The sequence below is a fragment of the Mesorhizobium australicum genome (genome assembly GCF_900177325.1).
GTDB lineage: Bacteria > Pseudomonadota > Alphaproteobacteria > Rhizobiales > Rhizobiaceae > Mesorhizobium_A > Mesorhizobium_A australicum_A.
Genome location: NZ_FXBL01000004.1, coordinates 205,226 through 230,377 on the forward strand (window position 1 = coordinate 205,226; position 25,152 = coordinate 230,377).

Sequence of the window (25,152 nt, forward strand, 5' to 3'; positions counted from 1 at the left end):
CCGCCCAATGATTCCGATTGTCTCGGTCCTGATTGTCCTCGTTCCGGTTCTGGTCCTGGCAAGCCTCGCCTATGGCGACCAGGCCGTCTCCTTCGGCGATCTGGTCTCCGCTCTCACCCGGCCCGCCGGCACGAACCCGCAGATGGAGATGATCGTCCTCGACCTGCGCCTGCCGCGCGTGCTGCTTGCCCTGCTGGTCGGCGCAGCACTTGCAGTCGCGGGGGCCATCGCGCAGGCGGTGATGCGCAACCCTCTCGCCGAGCCCGGCGTCCTTGGCGTCAACGCAGGAGCCGCACTCGCCGCGACGATCCTCATCGTGGCGCTCGACAATGCGCCCGTCCATCTCCTGCCCTGGGCGGGCTTCGTCGGCGCGGCTGCGATGGCGGCGGCGATCTACCTGCTGTCGTGGCGCAACGGCGGCACCTCGTCGCTGCGCATTATCCTGATCGGCATCGGCCTCTCCGCCCTCACCGGCGCCGCCACCACCTTCCTCACCGCCTTCGGCGAGATCGGCGACGTGCAGCGCGCCATGATCTGGCTCGCCGGCAGCGTCTATCACGCCGACTGGCCCGCCGTGCAGGGCCTCGCCCTCTGGCTCGTCGCGCCACTGGCGCTCACCTGGATGTCCAGCCGCGAGCTCGACCTGATCCGCTTCGGCGACCAGGCCGCGCGCAGCCTCGGCCAGCGTGTCGATTCCATCCGCGCGCTGATGATCGTGCTCTGCACGCTTCTGTCGGGCGCCGCCGTCGCCGCCGCCGGCCTGATCGGCTTTATCGGGCTGGTCGCGCCGCATATGGCCCGCCGCCTCGTCGGTCCCGCCCATGCGCGGCTGATCCCCGTCTCGGCGCTGATCGGCGCGATCCTGGTCATGGCTGCCGATCTCGCCGGCCGCACGGTCATCGCTCCGGTGCAGCTTCCGGCAGGCATCGTTACAGCGCTGATCGGCGCCCCCTTCTTCGGATATCTTCTATGGGGCCGACGCCATGTTGCGAACTGATGCAGACCAGGGCCTGGCCGCCGAGGGCGTCGCGATCGCCTATGGCCGCTCGCTGATCGTCGAAGGTCTGGACCTTGCCGTCGCTCCGGGCGCCTTCACCGCGCTGGTCGGACCGAACGGTAGCGGCAAGTCCACCATCCTGCGCGCGCTCGCCGGCCAGCTCGTCCCGAAGGCCGGCACGATCCGGCTCGACGGCCGCAACCTCTCGGACCTCTCCGCCAAGAAGATCGCGCGGCGCGTCGGCGTGCTGGCGCAGGGGCCGGCAGCACCGGAGGGCCTGACCGTCCTCGATCTCGTGCGGCAGGGCCGCTATCCGCACCGTTCCCTGTTCGGCCGATGGTCCGAAGCCGACGACAGGGCCTGCGCCGAGGCACTCGCGCTGACCGGCATCGACGACCTTGCCGCCCGCCCGCTCGAAAACCTGTCCGGCGGCCAGCGCCAGCGGGCCTGGATCGCCATGACGCTGGCACAGGAGACCGGCATAATGCTCCTCGACGAGCCCACCACGTTCCTTGACCTCGCCCACCAGATCGAGCTGATGCACTTGATCGCCGATCTGGTCGCTGCCCGCGGCAAGACCGTCGTCGCCGTGCTGCACGACCTCAACCAAGCCGCCCGTTACGCCACCCGCATGGTCATGCTCAAGGGCGGCAAGATCGCCTCCTCCGGACGTCCAAGCGAGGTGATGACCGCCGAAACCGTCAGCCAGGTCTTCGGCCTCGCCGTCACCATCATCACAGACCCCGTCGCAGGAACACCAATGTGCATCCCCGCCGCCCGCTCCCCGGCGGACGGCCCTCCACTGTTGCAGATCGGCCACGAAGGGACGGAAACGAGCCGGTCGTGACGACGACCTTGCAAGGGCGCCGTCGGCCAGCAGCACGGATTCGTCATATGAAAACATGACTTTAACTGTCGTGTTTTCGAGAATTGCCGCGACCGTGAGCCTGGCGCACTTCTAAGATACTGCTATTGCAGGCCTTTTCTCTCTTCGATAAGCACATTTCGTCACCCTGCGTGGCTGCTTGTCAGCGGCGTGCGCCGGCGGATCGGAAGCGAAAGGAACGCAGGACGGCGGAATACCGCGCGCGTGTCCGCAGCCACTGGAAGCCGGACTGTCCGTCGTGGACGTTCCAGGACGAAAGCATAACAATGCCGAATCTGTCTGGCACCGTTTCCAGCCTTGGCGACCTTGACGGCAACGAGCTGCTCAACCGCGCCATCGAGGCCTATTACGACGACATCGCCGCCGCCGCCCGTCGCAGCGGTCATTCCGGCTCCGCGACGCTGGACATCGTTCACGACCTCTATCTGAAGCTCTCCGCCAGACCCGAAGTCCTGCGCGACAAGCGTTCGCTCAAATCCTATCTGTGCCAGGCCGCCGTCAATCTGGGCATCGACCGTTTCCGCAGGGAGCGTTTTGAGGCACGCCTCTTCTCCGGCACGGAGGACGAGGCCTATGCCGTGCCGGTGGAAAACGCCTCGCCGGACCGTGCCCTCGAAATCGAGGCTCGCATCGCCGTTCTCCGCGATGCGATCGCCGAGCTTCCGGAAAGGCGCCGTGCCGTCTTCATCCTCCACAGGCTGCACCAGCTCTCGCAGGATGACATCGCGGCAAAGCTCAGGATTTCGCGCAACATGGTCGATCGCCATCTGCGTCGCGCCTTCGCCCACTGCCTCGACCGGCTCATGCGGACGGAAATGGAGCTGGCCACCCAGTCCTGGTCGCACTGAATCGCTGAATTCCGCCAGCGGCCCCGGGCGGGATCTCGTCACGGGGCAAAAATCGCTCACGGGAGTCCCAAACCTGCCGGCTCATTCGTTAGATGAGTGAGAAGAAGGATTCGGAAGTCCGCATGCCGCACAAGCGACTGACGACCACGCAGCGACGGCGCAACCTCGAGGCCGCGGACTGGATCTTTCGCAACGGCGAGGCCGGGCGAAGCAGCGCCGACGAAGCGGAGTTCCAGCAATGGCTCGACCGTGACCCCGAAAACATCCGCGCCTACGAGGCTGCCAGGCGCCTGATGGGCGAGGCGCGCATGGCGATCGAATCCGATCCGGCCCTGCGTGATCTCCGGATCAAGCCTCGCAGCGCTGCCAAGCCGATCCTCGGCTCGCTCCTCGCGCTGTTCGCCGCCGGCACGCTCTTTCTGCTGTTCGACGGCCCGATGCGTCTTCAGGCCGACAGGATCTCCGGCACCGGCGAGATGCCGGTGGTCGCACTGGAGGACGGTTCGAGCGTGCAGCTCAACGCATCTTCCGCCATTGCCCACGATTTCGACGCCACCCGCAGGACGGTGCGATTGTTGCGCGGCCAGGCCTTCTTCGAGGTGGCGCGCGATCCCGACCGTCCTTTCACAGTCGAGGCCGGAGACGTCCGCGTCACCGCCCTCGGCACCGCGTTCGACGTCCGCCTGGGAAGCAATGAGACGGACGTGACGGTCACGCATAACGCCGTGCTGGTCGAGTTCGCTGACCACGCAGATGACGCCTTGCGTCTGCAGGAAGGCGAGCAGGCCGGCTACGACCACACCAGCCGCGCGCGCACGGTCGGCCCTGCTGACGGCATGCTTGCCCTCGCATGGCGACGCGGACAGCTCGTCGTCGACAATGCCCCGCTCTCCTACGTCGTCGAGGAGATGAGCCGCCATTTCTCCGGCCGGATCGTGATCGCCGGCAGCGAGCTCGCCCGACGCCGCGTCAGCGGCACCATGACAGTCTCCGACACCGACGCCGCCCTCGCTTTCCTTGAACATGCGCTTGGCGTCCAAACCACCCGGCTAGGCCCGGTCATCGTGATCCGCGACTGACCGCCCCGGCGAGGCGGGAGGAAATCTGCAATCGCAACCCAGGCAGTCACCAATTTGAGCGACGCGTCGCCCTAATGACCCGCCCGCGTCAATCCTGCCGGTTCGCACCGTCACCAACCGCCGCCGTGACGATGATCTCCACGCGATACTGGCCCCCCCGCGAGCCTCACTTCGCCGGTCGCCCGAGCCGGTGGCTTGCCGGGAACGACCCGTTGCAGGCGAGCCGGTCGTCAAACCGGGGAGCAGCGCTCAGCGAGCGCCGTCCGGCAGTATCGTTGCCACGATCGAAGCGTCGAGAGCTTCGTATTCGCCGAGGCCAATGGTGTCGTAGAGTTCCGCCCGGGTCTGCATCTCGGTAAGCATGGCCTCTGTCGACCCGTTATGCCTCAGTGTCGCGTAGAGCTTCTCCTGCGCCTTGTTGGCGACGCGCAGCGACGAGACCGGCCAGATCACCATCCGGTACCCCATCTCCCGGAACTCGCGTGCCGTGAAGAACGGCGTCCTGCCGAACTCGGTCATGTTGGCCAGCAGCGGTACGCCGGGCATCCGGCGGGCGAATTCGCGGAACATCTCGGCGGTCGTCAGTGCTTCGGGGAAGATCGCATCCGCGCCGGCCTCGACATAGAGCCGAGCCCGCTCAACTGCGCCGTCAATGCCCTCGCTGGCCGCCGCATCGGTGCGCGCGATGAGATAGAGATGGCGTCGCGCCTTCGCCGCGGCGGCGACCTTAGCCGCCATGTCTCGCGCATCGGCGAGCTTCTTGTCGTTCAGATGGCCGCATTTCTTGGGCAGGAGCTGGTCCTCGATATGGACGGCTCCAGCGCCCGCCTCCTCGAAGGCGCGCACCATGTGCATGACGTTCAGGGCCTCGCCATAGCCCGTGTCGCCGTCGACGAGCAGGGGCAGCCCGGACGCGCGGGCGATCTGCCGGATGAAGAACGATACCTCGTCGACCGTGATGATGCCGAGGTCCGGAATCCCCATCGAGGCCGTCATCGCCGCCCCCGACAGATAGAGACCCTCAAACCCCGCCGCTCTCGCCTGCAACGCCGCCATCCCGCTGTGAGCGCCGGGCAACTGCAGAATATCCTCCCGAGCGAGCAGGGCGCGGAAGCGTTCTCCGGCGGGCTGCTCCGGAAGGTCGGACGAGACGAGATACGGCATGGGATCCTCAGGCGGCCTTGGAGCTTGCGACCGGCCGGCCGCGCCGTTCGATCGGCACGAAGGTGCGGTTCTCCGGTCCGATATAGTTGGCGGACGGGCGGATGATCTTGTTGTCCTGGCGCTGCTCGATGACGTGCGCGGCCCAGCCGGAGATGCGCGAGATCACGAACAGGGGCGTGAACATGGCCGTCGGAACCGCCATCATGTGGTAGGAGACGGCGCTGAACCAGTCGAGGTTCGGGAACATGCTCCTCGCATCGGCCATCGTGGCCTCGATGCGTTCGGCGATGTCGAACATTCTGGTCGAACCGGCCTCGACGGAGAGCTGCCGCGCCAGGGTCTTGATGACCTTGTTGCGCGGATCGGCCACCGTGTAGACGGGATGGCCGAAACCGATGACGACCTCTTTCGCCTCGACGCGGCGGCGGATGTCGGCCTCTGCCTCGTCCGGATCGGCGTAGCGCTTCTGGATCTCGAAGGCCACTTCATTGGCACCGCCATGCTTCGGCCCGCGCAGCGCGCCGATCGCGCCGGTGATGGCCGAGTAGACGTCCGAGCCGGTGCCGGCAATCGAACGCGCGGTGAAGGTGGAGGCGTTGAACTCGTGCTCGGCGTAAAGGATCAGCGAGACGTGCATCGCCCTGACATGCGACGGCTTCGGCGCGGTGCCGTGCAGCAGATGCAGGAAGTGCCCGCCGATGGAATCGTCGTCGGTCTCGACATCGACCCGCCGTCCGTTGTGGGCGAAGTGATGCCAGTAGAGCAGCATGGAGCCGAGCGAGGCGAGCAGCCTGTCGGCGACATCACGCGCACCCGGGTGGTTGTGATCGACCGCCTCCGGCAGGACGCAGCCGAGCGCGGAGACGCCGGAACGCAGCACGTCCATCGGATGCGTGGCGGCCGGGAGCAGTTCCAGCGTGTTCTTGACCGCCTGCGGAAGCCCGCGCAGAGCCCTCAGCTTCGCCTTGTAGGCGCGGAGCTCGGTCGCCGTCGGCAATTCGCCGTGGACGAGAAGGTGGGCGATCTCCTCGAACTCGCAGGCCTCGGCCACGTCGAGTATGTCATAGCCGCGATAGTGCAGGTCGTTGCCGGTACGCCCCACAGTGCAGAGCGCGGTGTTTCCGGCGACGACGCCGGAAAGCGCGACGGACTTCTTGGGCTTCGATACGATCATGCCGTCCTCCCTCTGCCACCTATCCAGTCGAAGATGCCGCGTGCGGCGGCGGGTCCGATCTTCGCGGCATCGACCGTGAAGGTCAGCCCGGCCAGCTCATCAGGCCTCAGCTCCTCCAGCCGTTCGACGCAGCTTATGAACCGGTCCTGCTCGGCCGCGGCGACGATCCCGTCGGCCAGCGTGCGGAACTTCCTCACGTAGTCGGGGCGCGCGAACGGCCGCGCACCGAGCGGATGCGCATCCGCCACCGCCAGCTCGTCCTCGATCACCGAGCCGTCCTGAAGCGTGACGACGACACGGCCGCCGAACGCCTTCTCCCTCGGGTCGCGGCTGTGATAGCGCCGCGTCCAAGCAGGGTCCTCGACGGTCGAGATCTTGTGCCACAATGCGATCGTCCCAGGACGGTTGGCGCGTTCCGGCGCGTAGGAGCGCTCGTGGTGCCAGCCGCCATCCTCCAGCGCGACGGCGAAGATGTACATGATCGAATGGTCGAGCGTTTCGCGGCTCGCCGCCGGGTCCATCTTTTGCGGATCGTTGGCGCCCGTGCCGATCACGTAGTGGGTGTGATGGCTGGTGTGGATGACGATGTCCTTCACCCGCGACAGGTCGCCGATCTTCGGTCCCATGCGGCGCGCGAGATCGATCAGCGCCTGGCTCTGGTATTCGGCAGAGTGCTCCTTGGTGTAGGTGTCCATGATCGCGCGCTTGGCCTCGCCTCTCTCGGGAAGCGGCACGGCATACTCGGCCTTCGGGCCCGAAAGCAGATAGGCGATGAAACCGTCCTCGCCCTCCCACGCCGGCGACGGCGCGCCTTCGCCGCGCATGACGCGGTCGACCGCCTCCACCGCCATCTTTCCGGCGAAGGCCGGGGCATAGGCCTTCCAGCTCGAAATCTCGCCCTTGCGCGACTGGCGGGTGGTTGTGGTTACGTGCAGCGCCTGCTGCACCGCCTGATAAATGACCTCTGTCGGCAAGCCCAGCGCCGTGCCGATGCCGGCCGCGGCCGAGGGGCCGAGATGGGCGATGTGGTCGATCTTGTGTTCGTGCAGGCAGATGCCTTTCACCAGATCGACCTGGATTTCGTAGCCGGTCGCAATTCCCTTCGCGAGCTGCTGCCCCGACAGGCCGCAATGCTGGGCGACGGCCAGGATCGGCGGGATATTGTCACCAGGGTGGGAATAGTCGGCGGCGAGGAAGGTGTCGTGGAAATCGAGTTCGCGAACGGCGACGCCATTCGCCCACGCGGCCCATTCGGGCGAAACCCGCGCGGCCGCCGGTAGACCGAAGACCGTCGCGCCGGGCATATAAGGATGGGCCTGCGCCTGGGCACGCGCACTGGCCACCGGATGACGGGCAAGCGAAGCAGCGGCCACAGCGGCATTGTCGATGATGCGGTTGCCGATCATCTCCACCACGTCGGCATCGAGCGGCACGTCGTCCACCGCGACCGATGCGATCTTCCACGCGAGCTGGTCCTCGCGAGCGAGCTTTTCGGCGGATTTGTAGGTGCGGACGGTATGCGACTTCACGAGGCGGTTTCCTCTCGGCGGGATTGATCGGCAAAGGACGGAATGGGCATCGGGACACCGTCCCGGTCGACCGCGACCATCATGAAACGGCCACTGACAGCCGGCATGTCACCGCCGCGGTCAGCAGGGTCCACGTCGACAAGGACCGTCATGGAAGAGTGGCCGCGGAATGCCAGACGGGCGCGGACATCAACGATCTCTCCCGCCCCGATCGTCCTGCGGAACTCGATGCTGTCAGCCTTTGCCAGGACCACGGCGCAACGGGCGTGACGCGAAGCACAGACGAAGGCGGCCTTGCCCATCATCCGGAGCACATTGGGCCCGTAGAGCGCGTCATCCTGAGCGTGCTCCAGCAGCACGACCTCCGTGAATCGCGTCTCGGCTCGACCTGTGTGCTCCGCCGTCAATGGCAAGGATCTGCTCCGCTCCTCTTTCCAATTCGCAATATCCGCATAGAATGGAGGACGTAAATCACTGAAAAAGCAGAGTTTTGCGAAGCACTGACGGCAAATCTGCAAACTTTGCGAAGACGAGGGTGCCGTGAAGAAGCTGTTCATGGGAGTGCGGTTGAAGCGGCTGCGTGACGAGCGTCGCCTTACCCAGCAGGCGCTCGCCGACGCGATCGGCCTCTCCCTCAGCTACCTGAACCAGATAGAGAACAACCAGCGGCCCCTGACGGTGCCGGTGCTTCTGAAGCTGAACGCCGCCTTCGGGGTGGACGTGCAGCTGTTTTCCGACGAAGACGAGGCGCGCCTGGTTGCGGAGCTGCGCGAGGGGCTGTCGCTCCCGCATGTCGGCGAGGAGATCTCCGGCGCGGAGATCAAGGAACTCGCCACCAACATGCCTGCGGTGGGCAAGGCGATCGTCGCCCTGCACAAAAAGCTCGCGCGTGCGCTCGACGAGACTGCCGCACTTGCCGCGCGCCTCGGGGACGACCGTCGACCGGATACACGAACCGCGTCGGCGCCGTTCGAGGAGGTCCGCGACTTCTTCTATGCGCGGCACAACTACATCGACTCGCTCGATCGCGCCGCGGAGGCCGTGAGCGCGGCGATGGGACGCGCCACGCCCGGTGCGATCGAAGACAGGCTGCGGGAGCGGCATGGAGTGCGGGTCGTCCGTGACGAGGGCGAAACCGGATATCTTCTGCGTCGCTCATATGATGCAGCCACGCGAGTGCTGCGTCTGCCGGCGAGCCTCGGAGCCGGTCGGCAGTCCTTCCAGCTCGCGACGCAGCTCGCCTTTCTCGAGTTCGGCGAGATGATCGACGAGCAGATTTCCGGCACGCCATTCACCAACGGGGAAGCACGCTCCCTCGCCAGGATCGGGCTTGCAAACTATTTCGCCGGAGCGCTGGTCCTCCCCTACGGCGCTTTCCTGAAAGCTGCGGAGGATATGCGCTATGACATCGACCTTCTCGGACAGAAGTTCGGCGTGGGATTCGAGACCGTGTGCCACCGTCTGAGCACGCTGCAGCGTCCCGGAGCACGAGGCGTGCCGTTCTTCTTCATCCGGGTCGACCGGGCAGGAAACATTTCCAAACGTCAGTCGGCTACCGACTTTCACTTTTCCCGGGCGGGCGGCACCTGTCCCTTGTGGAACGTCTACGAAGCGTTCGTGCGGCCGGGCCGGATCCTGACGCAGCTCGCCGAAATGCCCGATGCCCGCACCTATCTCTGGATCGCCAGGACGGTGAGCCATGCGACGGGCGGGTATGGCGCGCCGGAGAAGACCTTCGCAATCGGCCTCGGCTGCGACCTGCGGCACGCCGGCAGGCTGGTCTATTCGAATGGCCTTCGCCTCGACGACGCGGCGGCCAGGACGCCGATCGGCGCCGGCTGCAAGATCTGCGGCAGGCCGCGCTGCCCGCAACGCGCCTTTCCGTCCGTCGCGGAACCGGCACTCGTCGACGAGGCGACCAGCACCTTTGCGCCCTATTCTTCGAGCTGAAAGGCAAGACGTAAAGATATAAACATTTCTTTATATCATGCTTGACTTGCTCCTCCATCCGTATATCAATCCTCGCGCCATGGTTCCTGCGGGCACATCGTTCGCAGGCTAAGAGGGAAGCCGGTCAGATACCGGCGCTGCCCCCGCAACTGTAGGCGGAGAGCCAAGCCCACTCATGTCACTGAGGCGAAAGTCTCGGGAAGACGGGCAAAGGCGACGACCCGCGAGCCAGGAGACCTGCCACGGCGAAGTAACGTCCACGGGCGGGGTGTCCCGGTGTGCCGTAGCGGGGTCGCTTAGCGGCCTGTCTTGCTATGTGTCCGCTGACCCACGCCCCAACTCATTGGGGTAGGTCATGTCCCACACCATATTTGCAGCCTCCGTCCAGGGCGTTCCACGTCTTGATCGTCGGCAGATCACGCCGGGCAACGATTTTGCTTTTCGCATCGACAGCATTCGCTTCGATGAGGACTACCGCCCCTCGGAGAAGACGCGCGTCACCACCAACTTTGCCAACCTCGCGAGAGGGGCGAACCGGCAGGAGAATTTGCGCAAAGCCTTGCGGATGATCGACAATCGTTTCAATGCCCTGGCGCATTGGGACAACCCGAAAGGCGATCGCTATTCCGTCGAACTCGATATCATTTCGGTCGAACTCGAGATCGGCTCAGAGGCCAACGGTCCCTCCTTCCCGCTCATCGAAATGCTGAGCACGACGATCGTTGACCACAAGACTGCCAGGCGGATCGCAGGCGTCGTGGGCAACAACTTCTCCTCCTACGTGCGCGACTACGACTTCAATGTTCTGCTCCCCGCACACAACGAGAACCAGACCGGCTTCAGCACTCCGCCTGATTTTGGCGATCTGCACGGAAAGCTGTTCAAGTCATTCATCAACTCAAACGCCTACACGAAGCGGTTCGATAAGCCTCCCATCATATGCATCAGCGCGTCGAGCAGCAGGACCTATCACCGAACCGACAACCAGCATCCTATCCTGGGTATCGAATATCGGCAGGACGAACTCTCCGCGACCGATCAGTATTTCAGCAAAATGGGCTTGGCCGTTCGCTACTTCATGCCTCCGAACAGCGTTGCGCCGCTGGCTTTCTATTTCACCGGCGACCTGCTTGACGACTACACCAATCTCGAGCTGACCAGCGTCATCAGCACGATGGAGACGTTCCAGAAGATCTACCGTCCCGAGATATACAACGCCAACTCTGCCGCAAGCGCGTGCTACCAACCCGACCTGAAGCATCAGGACTACTCCCTAACGCAGATCGTCTACGACCGGGAAGAACGAAGCCGCCTGGGTGTCGAGCAGGGACGGTTCGCGGAGAAGAACTTCATCACGCCTTACCGGACCATGCTCGAGCAGTGGTCGGCCAATTCCGCTCTCTGACCCATCGAAAAACGAGGCCCTTGCCCGATGAAAACACTGTTGCCCACTTCGACCGCCGGCAGCCTGCCGAAACCTTCCTGGCTGGCAGAGCCCGAGAAGCTCTGGTCTCCCTGGAAACTGCAGGGCGAGGAACTGATCGCGGGCAAGCAGGATGCCCTGCGTCTCTCCCTCGACGATCAGCGGCAGGCAGGGATTGATATCGTCAGCGACGGCGAGCAGACGCGGCAGCATTTCGTCACGACGTTCATCGAGCACCTCAGCGGCGTCGACTTCGAGAAGCGCGAGACCGTCAGGATTCGCAACCGCTATGACGCCAGCGTCCCGACGGTCGTCGGCGCCGTATCCCGCCAGAAACCCGTCTTTGTCGAAGACGCCAGGTTTCTACGGCAACAGACTATGCAGCCGATCAAATGGGCGCTGCCGGGCCCGATGACCATGATCGATACGCTTTACGACAGCCATTACGGGAGTCGCGAGAAGCTGGCGTGGGAGTTCGCCAAGATACTCAACGAAGAGGCCAGGGAACTGGAGGCAGCCGGGATCGACATCATCCAGTTCGATGAGCCCGCCTTCAACGTGTTCTTCGACGAGGTGAATGACTGGGGTGTCGCCACCCTGGAACGAGCGATCGAAGGCCTCAAATGCGAGACCGCGGTCCATATCTGCTACGGCTACGGCATCAAGGCGAACACGGACTGGAAAAGGACCCTGGGATCGGAGTGGCGGCAATATGAGGAAACCTTCCCCAAGCTGCAGAAATCCAGCATCGATCTGATCTCGCTGGAGTGCCACAACTCCCATGTCCCGATGGATCTCATCGAGCTTATCCGCGGCAAGAAGGTGATGGTCGGCGCCATCGACGTCGCGACACACGCCGTCGAGACACCGGAAGACGTTGCCGACACGCTGCGGAAAGCGCTTCGGTTCGTTGATGCCGACAAGCTTTACCCTTGCACGAACTGCGGCATGGCCCCGCTGCCTCGCCAGGTGGCGACGGGCAAGCTGAAGGCCTTGAGTGCGGGGGCGGAAATCGTCCGAAGAGAACTCGCAGCATAGCATCCGAACAGGGGGGACGCTGCACGGCCACCTTGACCGCGCGCGTCCCGCAAGCCGCAACGGACCTTCGTATATATCCGTCTCGCTTGCGAGCGTTGTCGATGATATGAAAGTTAGCTAAAATTACAAATCATTGACCGAGAGTTCCCGTGCTGATTCATGGTTCGAGGCAGCTTCCCGCCCTGACGGGAAGCGCGAAGGCTGTTCTGCGCCGCCTGGTGGCCGAGGGACCGTCCACGCGACCGCAGATCGGCTCCGCGCTGGGCCTGTCGCGGCCGACCATGTCGGCCGCCATCGCCGAACTGGAGCGCCCCGGCTATGTCGAGGGGATGGGCGCCGTACAGGGACCGCTCGGTCGTAGCGCCGTACAGTACCGCGTCGGACGGAAGGCCGGGCATGTGATGGCGGTCGACGCTGGCTCGACCCATGTCCGCCTGCGCGTCTCGACCTTCGACGGCCGCCTTCTGCACAGCCGGGTCTGCAGCCTTCCCGGCAGCCAGTTCTCGCTGAACGAGGAAATCAGCCGCGTTGTGGCCCAGGAGGTCGCGGCCGCCCTTGCCGAGGCACGCGAAGACTGGGGACCGCTGCGGGCACTCGGCATCGCGGTTCCCACGCGGGTGGTCGGGCCTGACGGAGACGTCGCCGGCACGCACCAGAACCTCATCTTCAGCGCGTTCAGCCCACCCGACGGCGTCGATGTCCTTCTGGTCAACAACGTGAACTGTGCCGCCGTCGCCGAGCAGCACTTCGGCGCAGCCCGCGGCCACGACACGTTCGCCTACGTGCAGATCGGGCTGAAGATCGGCATGGGCCTGATGCTGGGCGGCCAGCTCATTTCGGGCAAGACCGGCTCGGCCGGCGAGATCGGCCATATCAGCTTTCCGTTCGCGCCCGGAATTGCGCCGGAGCCGGGCGCCGTCGAACGGTATCTCGGAACGGAGTCGCTGATCGCGCGCGTTCAGGAGACCTGGCCGCGCGAAGAAGGCCCGGCGCCGGCGAACACCAGCGAGCTTCTCGCCATGGCCGAGAAGGGAAATCCGGTCGCGAAAGAGCATGTCGAGCGTCATGCCGCCGATATCGGCGCGCTGGTCGCCACCTGCGTCAGCGTTGTCGATCCCGGTCTCGTCGTGCTGGGCGGCGGGCTGGGCGCGTCGCCGCTGCTGCTGCCCAAGGTGCGCGAGGTGGTGGATCTCCTGACCTATCCGGTCGAGGTGCGAACCACGTTGCTGGGCGTCGACGCGACCGTCCTCGGTATCGAGAAGCTGGCCGTCGAACGCGCCATGGGCCGGCTTCTGGGCGACGACGGCTGACCGTCGAAATCCCGTCTTCCGAGAGAAGCAAGATTCTGCGAGCCGCCCCTCAGGCGACGCGGTTGACGATTGACTCTTGGCTCGCATCATTTATTTGTTAATGTGCCTAACACACATAGAGGCCGAATAGGGGAGCCTCATGTGATCGTTTCACAGGAGGGAAATGGCCATGCGCAGTAAACTATTGGGCAGCATCGCTGCGTTGATCGCGGTCGGCTCGACCGGGATGGCGATGGCCCAGGACGTGACTTTGGAATACTGGGTCTACTCCGACTTCGCGCAAGGCGACGCGCTGGCCCTGCAGCAGGAGTTCATCAGCGAATTCGCGGCAAAGCATCCGGGCGTGAAGATCAACATCGTCGGCAAGGGCGATGCGGACCTGACAGCCGGCCAGGTGGCGGGTGCTGCGAGCGGCAACCTCCCCGATGTCTTCATGAATGGGCTCGGCACCGGCGCCCAGCTGGTCGAGGTGGGTGCGCTGGCCAACATCCACGACAAGTGGATGGCCATGCCCGAGGACTATCGCAACCAGTTCAACAAGAGCGCCATCGACAACTGCTCTCCCGCGCCGGACAAGATGTACTGCCTGCCCTACACGGGTTACGGCTCGCTGATGTTCCGCAACCTGACCGTGCTCGAAAAGGCCGGCATCGACACCAAGACGCCTCCGGCAACCTGGGCCGAATGGCTCGACCAGATGAAGAAGATCAAGGAAGCCGGGATGTTCGCCATCCCCGACCAGGCTCTGGTCTTCAATTCGATCGCCGAGATGTACGCAGTTTCCGGCGACGTCAGCACCTGGGGCATCGACTGGGACAGCCGCAAGACGCGGATCGACCCCAAGGTGATGGCCACTATGCTGCAGAAGTTCGTGGACATGGCTCCCCTGAATTCCGGAACGAGCCGCAACGACCAGGCGACGAAGGATCTGTTCATCACCGACCAGCTCGCATTCCACACGGTCGGTCCGTGGGTCAACCCGACCTATGCCGAGGCGGCGAAGAACGGCAAGCTGAAGTATGACTTCGTGCTGATCCCCGGCGACACGGCCGGCAAGCATGGCGGCATCCAGAACTACGAGATCGTCGGCGTCGCGCCGGGCAAGAACTTCGACATCGCCTGGGAGTTCGCTTCCTACATCACCGCCAAGGAGCAGATGGCGCGCTGGGCGAAGCTCCTGTCGCGCTACAATTCCAACGCGGCGGCGATGAGCGAGCCGGATGTGGCCGCGCTGCCGCTCATCTCCGCCTCGGTCAAGGCGGTGAAATACGCCATGGACGTCCAGCCGCCCTACCTCATCAAGGCAGTGCCTGCATGCTATCCGTCGACGGTGGTGGAATTCGTGTCGGCAACCGCGGATGGCGACTACACGCCGGAGGAGGGTGCCGCCGAGATGATCGCCGAGCTGAACGACTGCCTGGCCGAGTGACCAGTTCGTTCTGAGAGCCGCGGCCGGGAGCGTCCCGGCCGCGATGCCAGCAGGGTTCGACCATGCCGATCTATCGCAGGCATCTGCCGCATTATCTGATGATCGCCCCGTTCATGATCCTGTTCGCGGCGTTCTTCCTGTATCCGATCTTCAGCGGCTTCTTCTACAGCTTCCACGACTGGAACGGCGTGCAGCCGCCACAGTTCGTCGGGCTTGCCAATTACGAGAAGGTCATCGGATCGCGCGACTTCTCGCGGGCGATGTGGAACCTGCTGACCTACATCTCGATCACGGTGCCGCTGGGCATCCTGGTTGCGCTGGGCCTCGCCCTCCTGGTCGACAGCTTCACTGGCCGCTGGGCGAGCTTTTTCCGCAATGCCTATTTCATGCCCGTCGTCCTTCCCGCCTTCCTGGCGGCGACGATCTGGCGCTGGATCTATGCCCCCAACTTCGGCCTCCTCAACATGATCCTTGGCTGGCTTGGGATACCTTCGGTCAATTTCCTCAACGACACCGGCACGATGATCTACGCCCTCATCGCCGTGGACGTATGGGTCTCGGCCGGGTTCAACATGGTCATCCTCCTGGCCGGGCTGAAGAACATCCCATCCGAACTCTATGAGGCCGCGCGGCTCGACGGCGCCAACAAGTGGCAGCAGATCGTCCACATCACCGTGCCCATGCTCGGCCCCGTGATGTTCTTCGTCATCACCTACAGCGTGATCTCGGCGATGCAGGTCTTCGACAAGCCCTGGCTGCTGACGGGTTCGTCCTTCTCCGAATATGGCGGCCGCCGCGGCGCGCTGCTGTTCCCGGTGATGGACATGATGGGCCGCGCCTTCGGCGAGGTCCGCTTCGGCGAGGCGTCTGCATACGGGTTCCTCCTCACCATCGCCATCGTCTCCCTGACGGTCCTCATGTTCGGCGTGCGCAGCTGGAGGGAGCGTCGATGAGCGCCGTCGTTTCCTCGCGCCGCGTTTCGATCTGGATCGTCCTCAAATGGGCGATCGCGATCGTCGTCGCGATCATCGCGGTGTTCCCGATCTGGTGGATGGTCAACGTGGTCTTCTCCCTGCCCGGAGAGCCTGTCTCGATCAATCCGCGACTCTGGCCGACCTCGATTTCGGCCGGCATCGACAAGATCCATATGATCTTTGCCGAGACCGGCTACCTGCGCGCCTATCTCGTCTCGCTGCTCTACGCCGTGCTCACCATTGTTGGCGTGCTCCTGGTCGGCTCGCTCGCCGCGTTCGAGTTCTCGCAATTCGAATTCCCCGGCAAGCGCATCCTTTTCGGCATCGTCATGCTGTCCCTCATGGTCCCGACGGCCGCGACCATCATTCCGACCTATCTGCTGACGTCGTCGCTCGGCTGGCTCAACACGATGCAGGGCCTGGTGGTGCCGGGCCTCGCCTCGGCCTTCGGCCTCTTCATGCTGGTCCAGTTCATGCGCTCGATCCCGCGCGACATGATCGAGGCGGCGCGGCTCGACGGGGCGGGGCACTTCCAGATCTACTGGTACGTGGCGTTGCCGCTCTGCCGCAACGCCATGATCACGCTCGCGATCCTGACCTTCATGCAGACCTGGGGCAACTACATGTGGCCGCTGATCGTCGGCACCCGCCCCGAAATGTACACGGTCGGGCAGGTCGTGGGTCTCTTCAACGCGCCACTGTCGCACCAGACGGTCGACGTGGTCATGACGGCAAACCTCCTGGCCGCGATACCGCCGCTCCTCTTCTTCCTGATCTTCCAGCGCAAGATCGTCGAAGGCATCGCGATGTCGGGCAGCAAGGGCTGATCGGAACCACACCACATGGCCTTCCTGGAAATCTCCTCGGTGACCAAGTCCTTCGGCACGGTGAACGTGCTGCAAGACGTCAACCTCGCGATCGAGCGCGGCGAGTTCGTCGTCTTCGTCGGCCCTTCGGGCTGCGGAAAATCGACGCTGCTGCGAATGATCACCGGCCTCGAGAACCCGACCTCCGGCACCATCGCCATCGAGGACGAGGTGGTGAACGATGTCGAGCCGGCCAAGCGCGGCACCGCGATGGTGTTCCAGTCCTATGCGCTCTACCCGCATATGACCGTCTTCCAGAACATGTCCTTCGGCCTGCGCATGGCCGGAAAGCCGAAGGACTTCATCGCCGGGCAGGTGCGGCAGGCGGCGGCGATCCTGCGCCTTGAAAAGCTCCTCGACCGCAAGCCCGCGCAACTGTCCGGCGGACAGAAGCAGCGCGTCGCCATCGGCCGCGCCATCGTGCGCGAGCCGCGCGTCTTCCTGTTCGATGAGCCGCTGTCCAACCTGGACGCCGAACTGCGCGTGCAGATGCGTGCCGAGCTGATGGAGCTGCACCGCCGTCTCGGCACCACCATGATCTATGTGACGCACGACCAGGTCGAGGCGATGACGCTGGCCGACAAGATGGTCGTGATGAACGGCGGCAAGATCCAGCAATCCGGCGCGCCACTCCGTCTCTACGACGATCCCGACAACCGCTTCGTCGCCGGTTTCGTCGGCTCCCCCAAGATGAATTTCCTGCCGGCCCGCGTCGCCGCCTCCGATGTGTCGTCAGTCAAGCTGGACGCGATCGGCGGCAGCGGCTCGGCGAGCCTTTCTTTCGCGGGGCTTCCTTCGCTCGACAGGCTCGAGATCGGGCTTCGTCCGGAGCATCTGAGGCTCGTCTCCGCGTCTACTCCCGCTCCCGAAGGCGGGCTGCTGCTCGACGGGCGCGTCGCCTTCGTCGAAGAGCTCGGTGCGGAATCCTATGTCCACGTCGATCTGGCCGATGGAACCCGCGTCATCGCGCGCGCCGGCCGCGACGCGGCGGCATCCTCCGACACGGCCCGGATCGCCGGAGATCTCGGCCGCGCGCTCTTCTTCGCTCCCGATGGAACACGGCTGCGCACTGCGGCTGGACGAACCGAATGACCTTACAGACCTCGCAGCCCAATGGTTCACTGATCGTCGGCATCGACATCGGTGGCACCAAGACACATCTTCGCGCCGAACTTGCCGGCGTGCAGGACCCCGCCCGGGTGAACGACCATATCGTGCCCAGCGCGCAGTGGCGCACCCGGAGCTGGGACGACGATGCGCATCGCCTGCTGGATATGGTCGACCGGCTTGCAGCGGGCATGCCGGTCGCCGCAATCGGCGTCGGCGCGCATGGTTGCGACGATGACGAGGAATGCCAGGCCTTCGGCCGCGCCTTCTCGGCATTGACCGAGATTCCTGTGTCCGTCGTGAACGACGCTGAACTGATGCCCCTGGCGCTCGGCTTGACCGGCCAGATCGGCGTGGTTGCCGGAACCGGCTCGATCGCCGTCTGCCGGCCGAAGGGGCGCGCGATGATCTCGGCGGGCGGCTGGGGCTGGGTCGTCGGCGACGAAGGCAGCGCGGCCGGGCTTGTGCGCGAAGCGGTGCGCGCCGTTGCCCGCTATTTCGATGCTGGCGGAGAGCCGGACGAGCCGTTGGCCAAGGCGCTTCTCCATGCGCTTGACGTCCCTGCCATACCCCGGCTCGGCAGCGCGCTTGCCTCCCTTGGCGGCCCGGCCGCCATCGGCGCCCATGCCGAAGCGGTCTTCGAAGCCGCCGCGCACGGCTCGGAACTCGCCCGGCGGGTTATTCGCGAAGGCGGACAGGAACTCGCCCAGCTCGTCATGCATCTCGATGCCCGCGGCGCAGGCGCCAGCCACGTCGTCGCGGGAGGCAGCGTCATCGTCGCGCAGGCCTCGCTCTGGCAGGCGTTCTCGGATGCGGTTTCCGAACGGTCTTCGGCGCGGATCACGCCGCATCTATTCAGCGGCAGTCCGGTCGAAGGCGCCTGCCGCCTCGCCGCGACCCTCGCCCAATCCTCGTCCGGCGAATTGAAGCGCCTCGCGCGCTGACATCGCCTCGAGCTGCTCACAGGAAGGAAATGTCATGAGCTACCGTTCAACCATTGCGCGTCAACCCGAGGCATTGGCCGACACATATTCGGCCGCGCGCGATCAGCTCGCGGGAATGGACCTCAAGCCGCTCGACCGGCCGGTGATCGGCATCACCGGCATCGGCGCGAGCTTCGCGGCGGCCGTCGTCGGCGCAGGCGAACTGCAGGCGAAGGGCCGCCGCGCCTTCGCCATCCGTGCCTGCGACATGGCCGAGGGATACGATCTCGTCGACACGCTCGTCGGCCTGTCGCATCGCGGCCGCAGTGTCGAGACCGTGCTGGCGCACGAGAAGCTGCCTTCGGCAAAGCGTCTCGCGATTACCAATGATCCGACGAGCCCGCTCGCCCAGGCGTCGGACTTCCACGTGACGCTCAACAACGGCTCCGACGCCACGCCCTCCAGCACGGGCTACACGGCCACGCTTCTGGCGATGGGCATGGCGTTCCAGAAGATGCTCGGCGAGACGGACGATGTCTTTGCCGCCATCCCCGACCTGTCGCGGCACGTGCTCTCTGCCGCGGCCCTCAAGATGAAGCGGCTCGGCGAACTGTTCCCGCAGCGACGCGCCATCGACTGCGTTGGCGCGGGATCGTCCCTCGGCACCGCCGACGGCGCGTCGCTGCTGATCCGGGAGGCGTCGCGCATTCCGGCCTCCGCCTACGACACCCGCCACTATCTGCACGGACCGCTGGAATCGATGGATGCCACCACCGGCGTCGTCATCTTCGGCGACGGACGCGAGGTCGAGCTGGCGCATCAGGTCGAGAAGATCGGGTGTCCCGTCCTGCTGATCACCACCCAGGCCGGCATCTCGGACGGCGAGCTCCTGACGGTCCTGACAGTTCCGAAGCAGGCGAACCAGATTGCCCAGGGCATCCTGAACATCTTTGCCGCGCAATTGTTCGCGGCCGAGCTGTCCGACGCCGCCGGCCTCACCGACACCAAGTTCCGCTACCGTATGTCGGACACCAAGGTGCCGGTGGCCGCCTGACCCATAGGCAACATCAGTCGAGAATCGAGATGACCGCCTCGATCTCGACCGTGATGTTGCCCGGGAGCGAGGCCATGCCAACCGCCGAACGGGCGTGGTGGCCTCGCTCCCCGAAAACCTCGATGAAGAGGTCGGAACAGCCGTTGATGACGCTCGGGTGATCGGCGAAGTCGGCGATGCCGTTGACCATCCCCAACAGCTTGATGACGCGCTTGACCCGCCGAAGGTCGCCGAGCGCGGCCTGCATCACGGCGATGAGGTTGATCCCGGTCAGGCGTGCATGCGCATAGGCCTCGGCGACCGACACGTCCGCACCGACCTTGCCGCTGTGCAGGTGGCCGTCGGTTTCCCGCGGCCCCTGTCCCGAGAGGAACAAGAGGTTGCCTTCCCTCACATGTGTGAGGAAGTTGGCGATCGGTGGCGGCGGCGGCGGAATCACGATGCCGAGCCGGGCAAGGCGATCTTGTGGCGACCCGGCCGCGACATCGTGATTGGCGATATTCATGCACTGCTCCATTCAGAAATCGGTCTTCGCGCGCCGGCGGATCGACCCTAGTCGGCGTGATGGCACGCGGCCTCGGCGCCCGACGCGACGCGGCGCAGGCGCGGCCGCTCCGCGCGGCATACCTCCGTCGCGATCGGGCAGCGCGGATGGAAGGTGCAGCCCGAGGGCGGGTCGAGCGGGCTCGGCACCTCGCCGCGCGGCACCTTGATCCGGCTGTGCCGACGCGTGGGATCCGGCCGCGGCACGGCCTCCATCAGCGTGCGCGTGTAGGGATGGCTCGGCCGCTGGTAGACGGCGGCGGTGTCGCCGATCTCGACGATACGGCCGAGATACATCACCGCGACGCGGTCGCTGATGTGCTGCACCACGCCGAGGTCGTGCGCCACGAACAGGTAGGCGAGCCCGAATTCCTTCTGGATGTCGGACATCAGGTTGACGACCTGCGCCTGGATCGACACGTCCAGCGCGGACACCGGCTCGTCTGCGACGATCAGCGACGGATTGAGCGCGAGCGCACGCGCAATCGCCAGCCTCTGGCGCTGCCCGCCCGAGAACTTCGAGGGCACATTGCCCATCTGGTCCGGCCGCAGGCCGACCCGGGCGAACAGGTCGGCGACCTTGGCCTTGCGCTCCGCGGCATTGCCGAGCCCGTGCACGACCAGCGGCTCCTCGACAATGTCGGCGGCGCGCTGGCGCGGGTCGAGCGAGCCGTTCGGATCCTGGAAGATCATCTGCACGCGCCGCCGCAACGGCCGCATCGCACGGTGCGAAGCGTGGGTGATGTCCGTGCCCTCCAGCAGGATCTCTCCCTCGTTCGGCTCCAGCAGCCGCACGATCATCTTGCCGACGGTCGACTTGCCGCAACCGGACTCGCCGACGAGACCGAGCGTCTCGCCGGGAGCGATCGAAAAGGACACGTCGTCCACCGCATGCACGGTGCCGGGCGAACCGCCCATGCCGCGCGAGACGGTGAAGCGCTTGGAGATATTCTTCACGTCGAGCAGCATCGTCATTGCGCCGCCTCCAGGGGATACCAGCAGGCCGCCCGGTGACCCGGCGCGAGCTCCGTCAGCGGCGGTCGCTCAATCGTGCAACGCTCGCCCGCACGCGGGCAGCGCGGTGCGAACGCGCATCCCGGCGGCAACGCCCACAGCGCCGGCACTGTGCCGGGGATCTCGGGAAGACGGCCGCCTGCCTCGCCGTCTTCCGTCACATGCGGGATCGAGCCCAGCAGCCCGTGGGTGTAAGGATGGCGCGGCGCGGCGAACAATTGCTCGGTCGTCGTCTCCTCGACAATGCGCCCGGCATACATCACCGCGACCCGGTCCGCCGTCTCGGCGACTACGGCAAGGTCGTGGGTGATCAGGATCGTCGCCGCGCCGACCGAGGCCTGCAGATCGCGGAACGTCTCAAGGATCTGCGCCTGCGTGGTGACGTCAAGCGCCGTGGTCGGCTCGTCGGCGATCAGCACGTCGGGATCGCAAGCGAGCGCCAGCGCGATGACGACTCGCTGGCGCATGCCGCCCGACATCTGGTGCGGATAGTCGTCGTAGCGCCGTTTCGGGTCGGGGATCCGCACCTGCGCGAAAAGCTCTTCGACACGGCGGCGGGCCGCGGTCGCATCGAGCCCCTTGTGCAGCCGCAGCACCTCCGCCACCTGTGGCCCGACGCGGATCGACGGATTGAGCGACGTCATCGGCTCCTGGAAGATAAGGCCGATGCGATTTCCCCGGATGCCACGCAGGGCTGCTTCACCGGCGCTCGCAAGGTCGGTCCCGTCGAACAGGATGTGGCCGGAGACGATCTCGGCGACGGGCTCGGGCAGCAGGCGCATGATCGCCATCGCCGTCATGCTCTTGCCGGAACCGGACTCGCCGACCAGCGCCAGCACCTCGTTGCGCGACACGCCGAAGGTGAGGTCGCTGACCGCCTCGAAGGTGCGGTCGCGGGTCGCAAGCTCGACCGTCAGTCCTTCTATGGACAGAAGCGGCTTCATCCCGTGGTGCCGTCCTGTATTTGCAGCGCCGGCAGCAGGGCCACCGCATTGTCGCGCAGGATTGCGCGCTTGTCGGCCTCGGAGAGGTAGTCGCAGTAGCGTGTGAAATAGGTCAGCGACTGCGCATAGGTGCAGTAGCGGTCGACATTGGGCGCGTCGGAGCCCCATAGGAAACGCGATGCGCCGAACCGCTCGACCAACTGCCGGATATGCAGATGCGCGCGCGGATAGGGGTATTCCTGCTTGCCGCCCCAGGCGATCGGATAGAGGATCTCGGCCGACACCGGCGCCTGGGTCAGCAACGTCTCGATGATCGACGGCAGCTTCAGGCGGTCGTTCTCGTCCGCGTAGAGCGAGGTCGGCACGCCATGCACGAGGAGGTGGCGGATGGCCGGGAACCGCTCCACGATCCGGGCGAGGTGACGCATCTCGTCCTCGTAGGTGCCGACGGGCGAATTGGCCGACTGCACCCAGAACACCGGCAGGCCGCCCTTTTCCACCAGCGTCCAGAACGGATCGTAGGTCGGATCGGAATGCATCGGCTTGTAGCCGCTGCGGAACATGCCGGTCGTGGTGAAGTAGAAGCCGGCCATGCCGAGGCGGCCGATCTCGTCGGCGAGGCGCTCGAGCTCATGGTCCTGGTAGGCGAACGCTTCCTCGACTTGCGCGAGGCCGACGAAGCGGCCGGGATGTGCGGCGGAGGCGGCAGCGAACTCGCCGGCCAGGTTTCCGTAGATATGCTCGTTCTGGAGCACCGCCGTCGCCACGCCGGCATAGTCCATGTAGGAGACCAGCGTATCGGCGGTCATTTCCAGGTCTTCCATCCAAGGCGCGAGGAACTGGACATACTGGTCCTCGCCGCCGGCGGTCCATTCGTAGCGACCGTGCGTGCCGACGCGGAAATTCACGTCGCGGCGGCCGGCGGGAGAGGGATCGTTCGGGTCCCACAGAGGCCTGTCGGTCACGATCGCGCGGTCGCGCAGGCGGCGGTAGGGCTGGTTGCCGTGCATATGCATCGAGCGCTGCTGGTGCAGCAGATGCGTTGCCACGTCGGGAAAGCCCGCGGCGGTCGCGGCCGGCGGGAAGATGTGGGCGTGACAGTCGATGATGCCGTAATCCATGGGAACCTGTCAGGAACGTGAAGCCGGGTCGAAGACGTCGCGCAGCCCGTCGCCGAAGGCGTTGAAGGCGAGCACGAGGAGCGAGATGGCGAGGCCGGGCGCAAAGACGATATGCGGCGCGACGGTCAGATATTCGCGGCTCGCCCCCAGCATCGTGCCCCATTCGGGCGCCGGCGGCTGCACGCCGAGGCCGAGGAAGCCGAGCGCCGAGCCGATCAGCACGGCCTGCCCCGCATTGAGGCTGAGCTCGATGATGATGACGGTGGCCGCATTGGGCAGGATGTGGCGGAGCAGGATGCGCGTGTGCCCCATGCCGACGGTGATCGACGCAGCGATGAAATCTTCCTGGACGAGTTCGATCACCCGGCCGCGAACCAGCCGCGCCAGCGGCGGGATGAAGCTCGCCGTGATCGCGATCGTCAGGCCGACGGCGCTGGAGCCCGCGACGGAGGCGATGGCGATCGCCAGCACGATGTTTGGCACCGTCAGCAAGAGATCGATGACGCCGGTGACGATGCGGTCGGTGAGGCCGCCGAAATAGCCGGCCACCGCGCCCAGCGCGATGCCGCCGATGCCGGCGAAGAACACGGAGGCCAGTGCGATCGACAGCGTGAAGCGCGTGCCGACGATGATGCGCGAGAGGATGTCCCGGCCGACATTGTCGGTGCCGAGCAGATGCCCCGCCGACGGCGGCTCCAGCATGGCGAACAGGTCCTGCGCGTTCGGATCGTAGGGGGCGATCGCCTGCCCGAACAGGGCAAGCAGCACGAAGACGGCCAGAAGCGAGGCGCCAAGCCACAGGAAGACGTTGACGTTGCCTGTTCTCCGACGCCGCCGGACCACTGCCTCACGCATGGCGCAGCCTCGGATTGACGAAGCGATAGATGACCTCGACCGCGATGTTGATGATCAGGAAGGACACGACGAAAATCAGCACGATGCCCTGCACCAGCGTGTAGTCGCGCACCGACACGGCCGTCAGCAGCAGGTCGCCGATGCCGGGCCAGGCGCAGAGCCGCTCGATCACCACCGACCCGCCAAGCAGGTAGCCAGCCTGCAGGCCGATCACCGTGACGGTCGGGATCATCACGTTGCGCAGCACGTGCCGGCGCAGGACGAGCGCCTTCGACAGGCCTTTTGCCCGCGCGGTGCGCGCATAGTCCTTGCGCAGCTCCTCGATCACCACGCCGCGCGTCATGCGCGCCACCAGCGCGATCAAGCGCGCCGCGAGCGCCAGCGTCGGAATCACCAGTGAAGCGGGGCCGGTCGCGCCGAAGCTCGGCAACAGGCCGAGATCGACCGACAGCACTGCGATAAGCAGCATGCCCAGCCAGAAGTTCGGAACCGCGAGCAGCCCGACTACCGTCAGCGAAATGAGATAGTCCGGCCAACGGTTGCGGAATGCCGCAGCTGCGACGCCGGCGGGGATGCCGATGACGATCGTCAGCAGGATCGCCGCCGCCGCCAGCGCCAGCGTCGCCGGCAGCCGGTCGAGGATGTGCGGCAGCGGATTGCCGCGGAAGGTGGTGGAGTAGCCGAAATCGCCGACGACGAGGCCGGAGATGTGGCTGACATATTGTTCGAGGAGGGGCCGATCGAGACCGAGCTGCACGCGCACGGCCTCGATCTCGGCCTGCGTGGCGGTGGCCCCGGCAACGAAGCTCGCCTCGTCGCCGGGAACGGACTTGAAGATGATGAACAGGATCGTGACCACGCCCAGCACCACGAGCGGGATGGTCGCGAAGCGCCTGATCAGGAATCCTGTCATCGATCCGTCCG

24 protein-coding genes and 1 riboswitch are annotated in these 25,152 nt (G+C 65.4%); of the genes, 14 read left to right on the forward strand and 10 right to left on the reverse strand.

Going from position 1 to position 25,152, the window contains the following annotated elements; genetic code table 11:
* Nucleotides 1-7: 7 nt before the first annotated feature.
* The 4 genes from B9Z03_RS03330 (at nt 8) to B9Z03_RS03345 (ending at nt 3,810) form a co-directional block, all read left to right on the forward strand.
* Nucleotides 8-997, forward strand: a complete 990-nt coding sequence (locus B9Z03_RS03330) for a FecCD family ABC transporter permease (protein ID WP_085467479.1) — start codon at nt 8-10, stop codon at nt 995-997.
* The gene (locus B9Z03_RS03335; RefSeq protein WP_085462875.1) at nt 984-1,844 is read left to right on the forward strand and encodes an ABC transporter ATP-binding protein; all 861 of its coding nucleotides are present in this window, start codon (nt 984-986) and stop codon (nt 1,842-1,844) included. Before B9Z03_RS03330 ends, B9Z03_RS03335 begins: the two co-directional genes overlap by 14 nt.
* 305 nt (nt 1,845-2,149) lie before the next feature.
* A complete protein-coding gene (locus B9Z03_RS03340) occupies nt 2,150-2,731 on the forward strand; it encodes an RNA polymerase sigma factor (protein WP_085462876.1) in 582 nt (193 codons plus the stop codon).
* A gap of 122 nt (nt 2,732-2,853) precedes the next feature.
* Entirely contained in the window at nt 2,854-3,810 is a 957-nt protein-coding gene (locus B9Z03_RS03345) for a FecR family protein (protein WP_085467480.1), read from the forward strand.
* Nucleotides 3,811-4,059: 249 nt separating this feature from the next.
* On the opposite strand, the gene prpB is transcribed toward B9Z03_RS03345, so the two are convergent.
* Genes prpB through B9Z03_RS03365 form a run of 4 tightly spaced genes read right to left on the reverse strand, consistent with a single transcriptional unit; the run spans nt 4,060 to nt 8,234 of the window.
* Entirely contained in the window at nt 4,060-4,974 is a 915-nt protein-coding gene (gene prpB / locus B9Z03_RS03350) for a methylisocitrate lyase (protein ID WP_085462877.1), read from the reverse strand.
* Nucleotides 4,975-4,981: 7 nt separating this feature from the next.
* Complete coding sequence (prpC, locus tag B9Z03_RS03355; protein ID WP_085462878.1) at nt 4,982-6,148, reverse strand: bifunctional 2-methylcitrate synthase/citrate synthase; 1,167 nt, start codon at nt 6,146-6,148, stop codon at nt 4,982-4,984.
* Complete coding sequence (locus B9Z03_RS03360) at nt 6,145-7,677, reverse strand: MmgE/PrpD family protein (RefSeq protein ID WP_085462879.1); 1,533 nt, start codon at nt 7,675-7,677, stop codon at nt 6,145-6,147. Before B9Z03_RS03360 ends, prpC begins: the two co-directional genes overlap by 4 nt.
* On the reverse strand, nt 7,674-8,234 hold the full coding sequence (locus tag B9Z03_RS03365) for an acyl-CoA thioesterase (RefSeq protein WP_085462880.1): 561 nt from the start codon (nt 8,232-8,234) through the stop codon (nt 7,674-7,676). The genes B9Z03_RS03360 and B9Z03_RS03365 overlap by 4 nt, the downstream gene beginning before the upstream one ends.
* Here B9Z03_RS03365 and B9Z03_RS03370 point away from each other — a divergent pair.
* From B9Z03_RS03370 to B9Z03_RS03415, 10 genes are all read left to right on the forward strand, one after another.
* Entirely contained in the window at nt 8,218-9,627 is a 1,410-nt protein-coding gene (locus B9Z03_RS03370; protein WP_085462881.1) for a short-chain fatty acyl-CoA regulator family protein, read from the forward strand. The genes B9Z03_RS03365 and B9Z03_RS03370 overlap by 17 nt on opposite strands.
* A gap of 63 nt (nt 9,628-9,690) precedes the next feature.
* Nucleotides 9,691-9,886, forward strand: a riboswitch (cobalamin riboswitch).
* Between the two features lie 96 nt (nt 9,887-9,982).
* Entirely contained in the window at nt 9,983-11,032 is a 1,050-nt protein-coding gene (locus tag B9Z03_RS03375) for a DUF1852 domain-containing protein (RefSeq protein WP_085462882.1), read from the forward strand.
* A 27-nt stretch (nt 11,033-11,059) separates the two neighbouring features.
* Nucleotides 11,060-12,088 carry a methionine synthase gene (locus B9Z03_RS03380; protein ID WP_085462883.1) on the forward strand — a complete coding sequence of 343 codons (1,029 nt, stop codon included), beginning with the start codon at nt 11,060-11,062 and terminating at the stop codon, nt 12,086-12,088.
* A 149-nt stretch (nt 12,089-12,237) separates the two neighbouring features.
* Entirely contained in the window at nt 12,238-13,398 is a 1,161-nt protein-coding gene (locus B9Z03_RS03385) for an ROK family transcriptional regulator (protein ID WP_244561649.1), read from the forward strand.
* A gap of 169 nt (nt 13,399-13,567) precedes the next feature.
* Nucleotides 13,568-14,827: an ABC transporter substrate-binding protein gene (locus B9Z03_RS03390; RefSeq protein ID WP_244561650.1), complete on the forward strand. Its 1,260-nt coding sequence runs from the start codon at nt 13,568-13,570 to the stop codon at nt 14,825-14,827.
* Nucleotides 14,828-14,889: 62 nt separating this feature from the next.
* Entirely contained in the window at nt 14,890-15,780 is an 891-nt protein-coding gene (locus B9Z03_RS03395) for a carbohydrate ABC transporter permease (protein ID WP_085462885.1), read from the forward strand.
* Nucleotides 15,777-16,628: a carbohydrate ABC transporter permease gene (locus tag B9Z03_RS03400; protein ID WP_085462886.1), complete on the forward strand. Its 852-nt coding sequence runs from the start codon at nt 15,777-15,779 to the stop codon at nt 16,626-16,628. Before B9Z03_RS03395 ends, B9Z03_RS03400 begins: the two co-directional genes overlap by 4 nt.
* A 15-nt stretch (nt 16,629-16,643) precedes the next feature.
* Nucleotides 16,644-17,759: an ABC transporter ATP-binding protein gene (locus B9Z03_RS03405; protein ID WP_085462887.1), complete on the forward strand. Its 1,116-nt coding sequence runs from the start codon at nt 16,644-16,646 to the stop codon at nt 17,757-17,759.
* On the forward strand, nt 17,756-18,718 hold the full coding sequence (locus B9Z03_RS03410; protein WP_085462888.1) for an N-acetylglucosamine kinase: 963 nt from the start codon (nt 17,756-17,758) through the stop codon (nt 18,716-18,718). Before B9Z03_RS03405 ends, B9Z03_RS03410 begins: the two co-directional genes overlap by 4 nt.
* Nucleotides 18,719-18,752: 34 nt before the next feature.
* Entirely contained in the window at nt 18,753-19,751 is a 999-nt protein-coding gene (locus tag B9Z03_RS03415; protein ID WP_085462889.1) for an SIS domain-containing protein, read from the forward strand.
* Between the two features lie 13 nt (nt 19,752-19,764).
* Here B9Z03_RS03415 and B9Z03_RS03420 read toward each other — a convergent pair whose 3' ends face one another.
* Genes B9Z03_RS03420 through B9Z03_RS03445 form a run of 6 tightly spaced genes read right to left on the reverse strand, consistent with a single transcriptional unit; the run spans nt 19,765 to nt 25,141 of the window.
* Nucleotides 19,765-20,256: a RidA family protein gene (locus B9Z03_RS03420; protein ID WP_085462890.1), complete on the reverse strand. Its 492-nt coding sequence runs from the start codon at nt 20,254-20,256 to the stop codon at nt 19,765-19,767.
* 47 nt (nt 20,257-20,303) lie between these two features.
* On the reverse strand, nt 20,304-21,269 hold the full coding sequence (locus tag B9Z03_RS03425; protein WP_085462891.1) for an ABC transporter ATP-binding protein: 966 nt from the start codon (nt 21,267-21,269) through the stop codon (nt 20,304-20,306).
* Nucleotides 21,266-22,252, reverse strand: a complete 987-nt coding sequence (locus B9Z03_RS03430) for an ABC transporter ATP-binding protein (protein ID WP_085462892.1) — start codon at nt 22,250-22,252, stop codon at nt 21,266-21,268. The genes B9Z03_RS03425 and B9Z03_RS03430 overlap by 4 nt, the downstream gene beginning before the upstream one ends.
* Nucleotides 22,249-23,373 carry an amidohydrolase family protein gene (locus B9Z03_RS03435; RefSeq protein ID WP_085462893.1) on the reverse strand — a complete coding sequence of 375 codons (1,125 nt, stop codon included), beginning with the start codon at nt 23,371-23,373 and terminating at the stop codon, nt 22,249-22,251. The genes B9Z03_RS03430 and B9Z03_RS03435 overlap by 4 nt, the downstream gene beginning before the upstream one ends.
* A gap of 9 nt (nt 23,374-23,382) precedes the next feature.
* Nucleotides 23,383-24,228: an ABC transporter permease gene (locus B9Z03_RS03440; protein ID WP_085462894.1), complete on the reverse strand. Its 846-nt coding sequence runs from the start codon at nt 24,226-24,228 to the stop codon at nt 23,383-23,385.
* Nucleotides 24,221-25,141, reverse strand: coding sequence for an ABC transporter permease (locus B9Z03_RS03445; protein ID WP_085462895.1), 921 nt, complete (start codon nt 25,139-25,141; stop codon nt 24,221-24,223). The genes B9Z03_RS03440 and B9Z03_RS03445 overlap by 8 nt, the downstream gene beginning before the upstream one ends.
* Between the last annotated feature and the right edge of the window lie 11 nt (nt 25,142-25,152).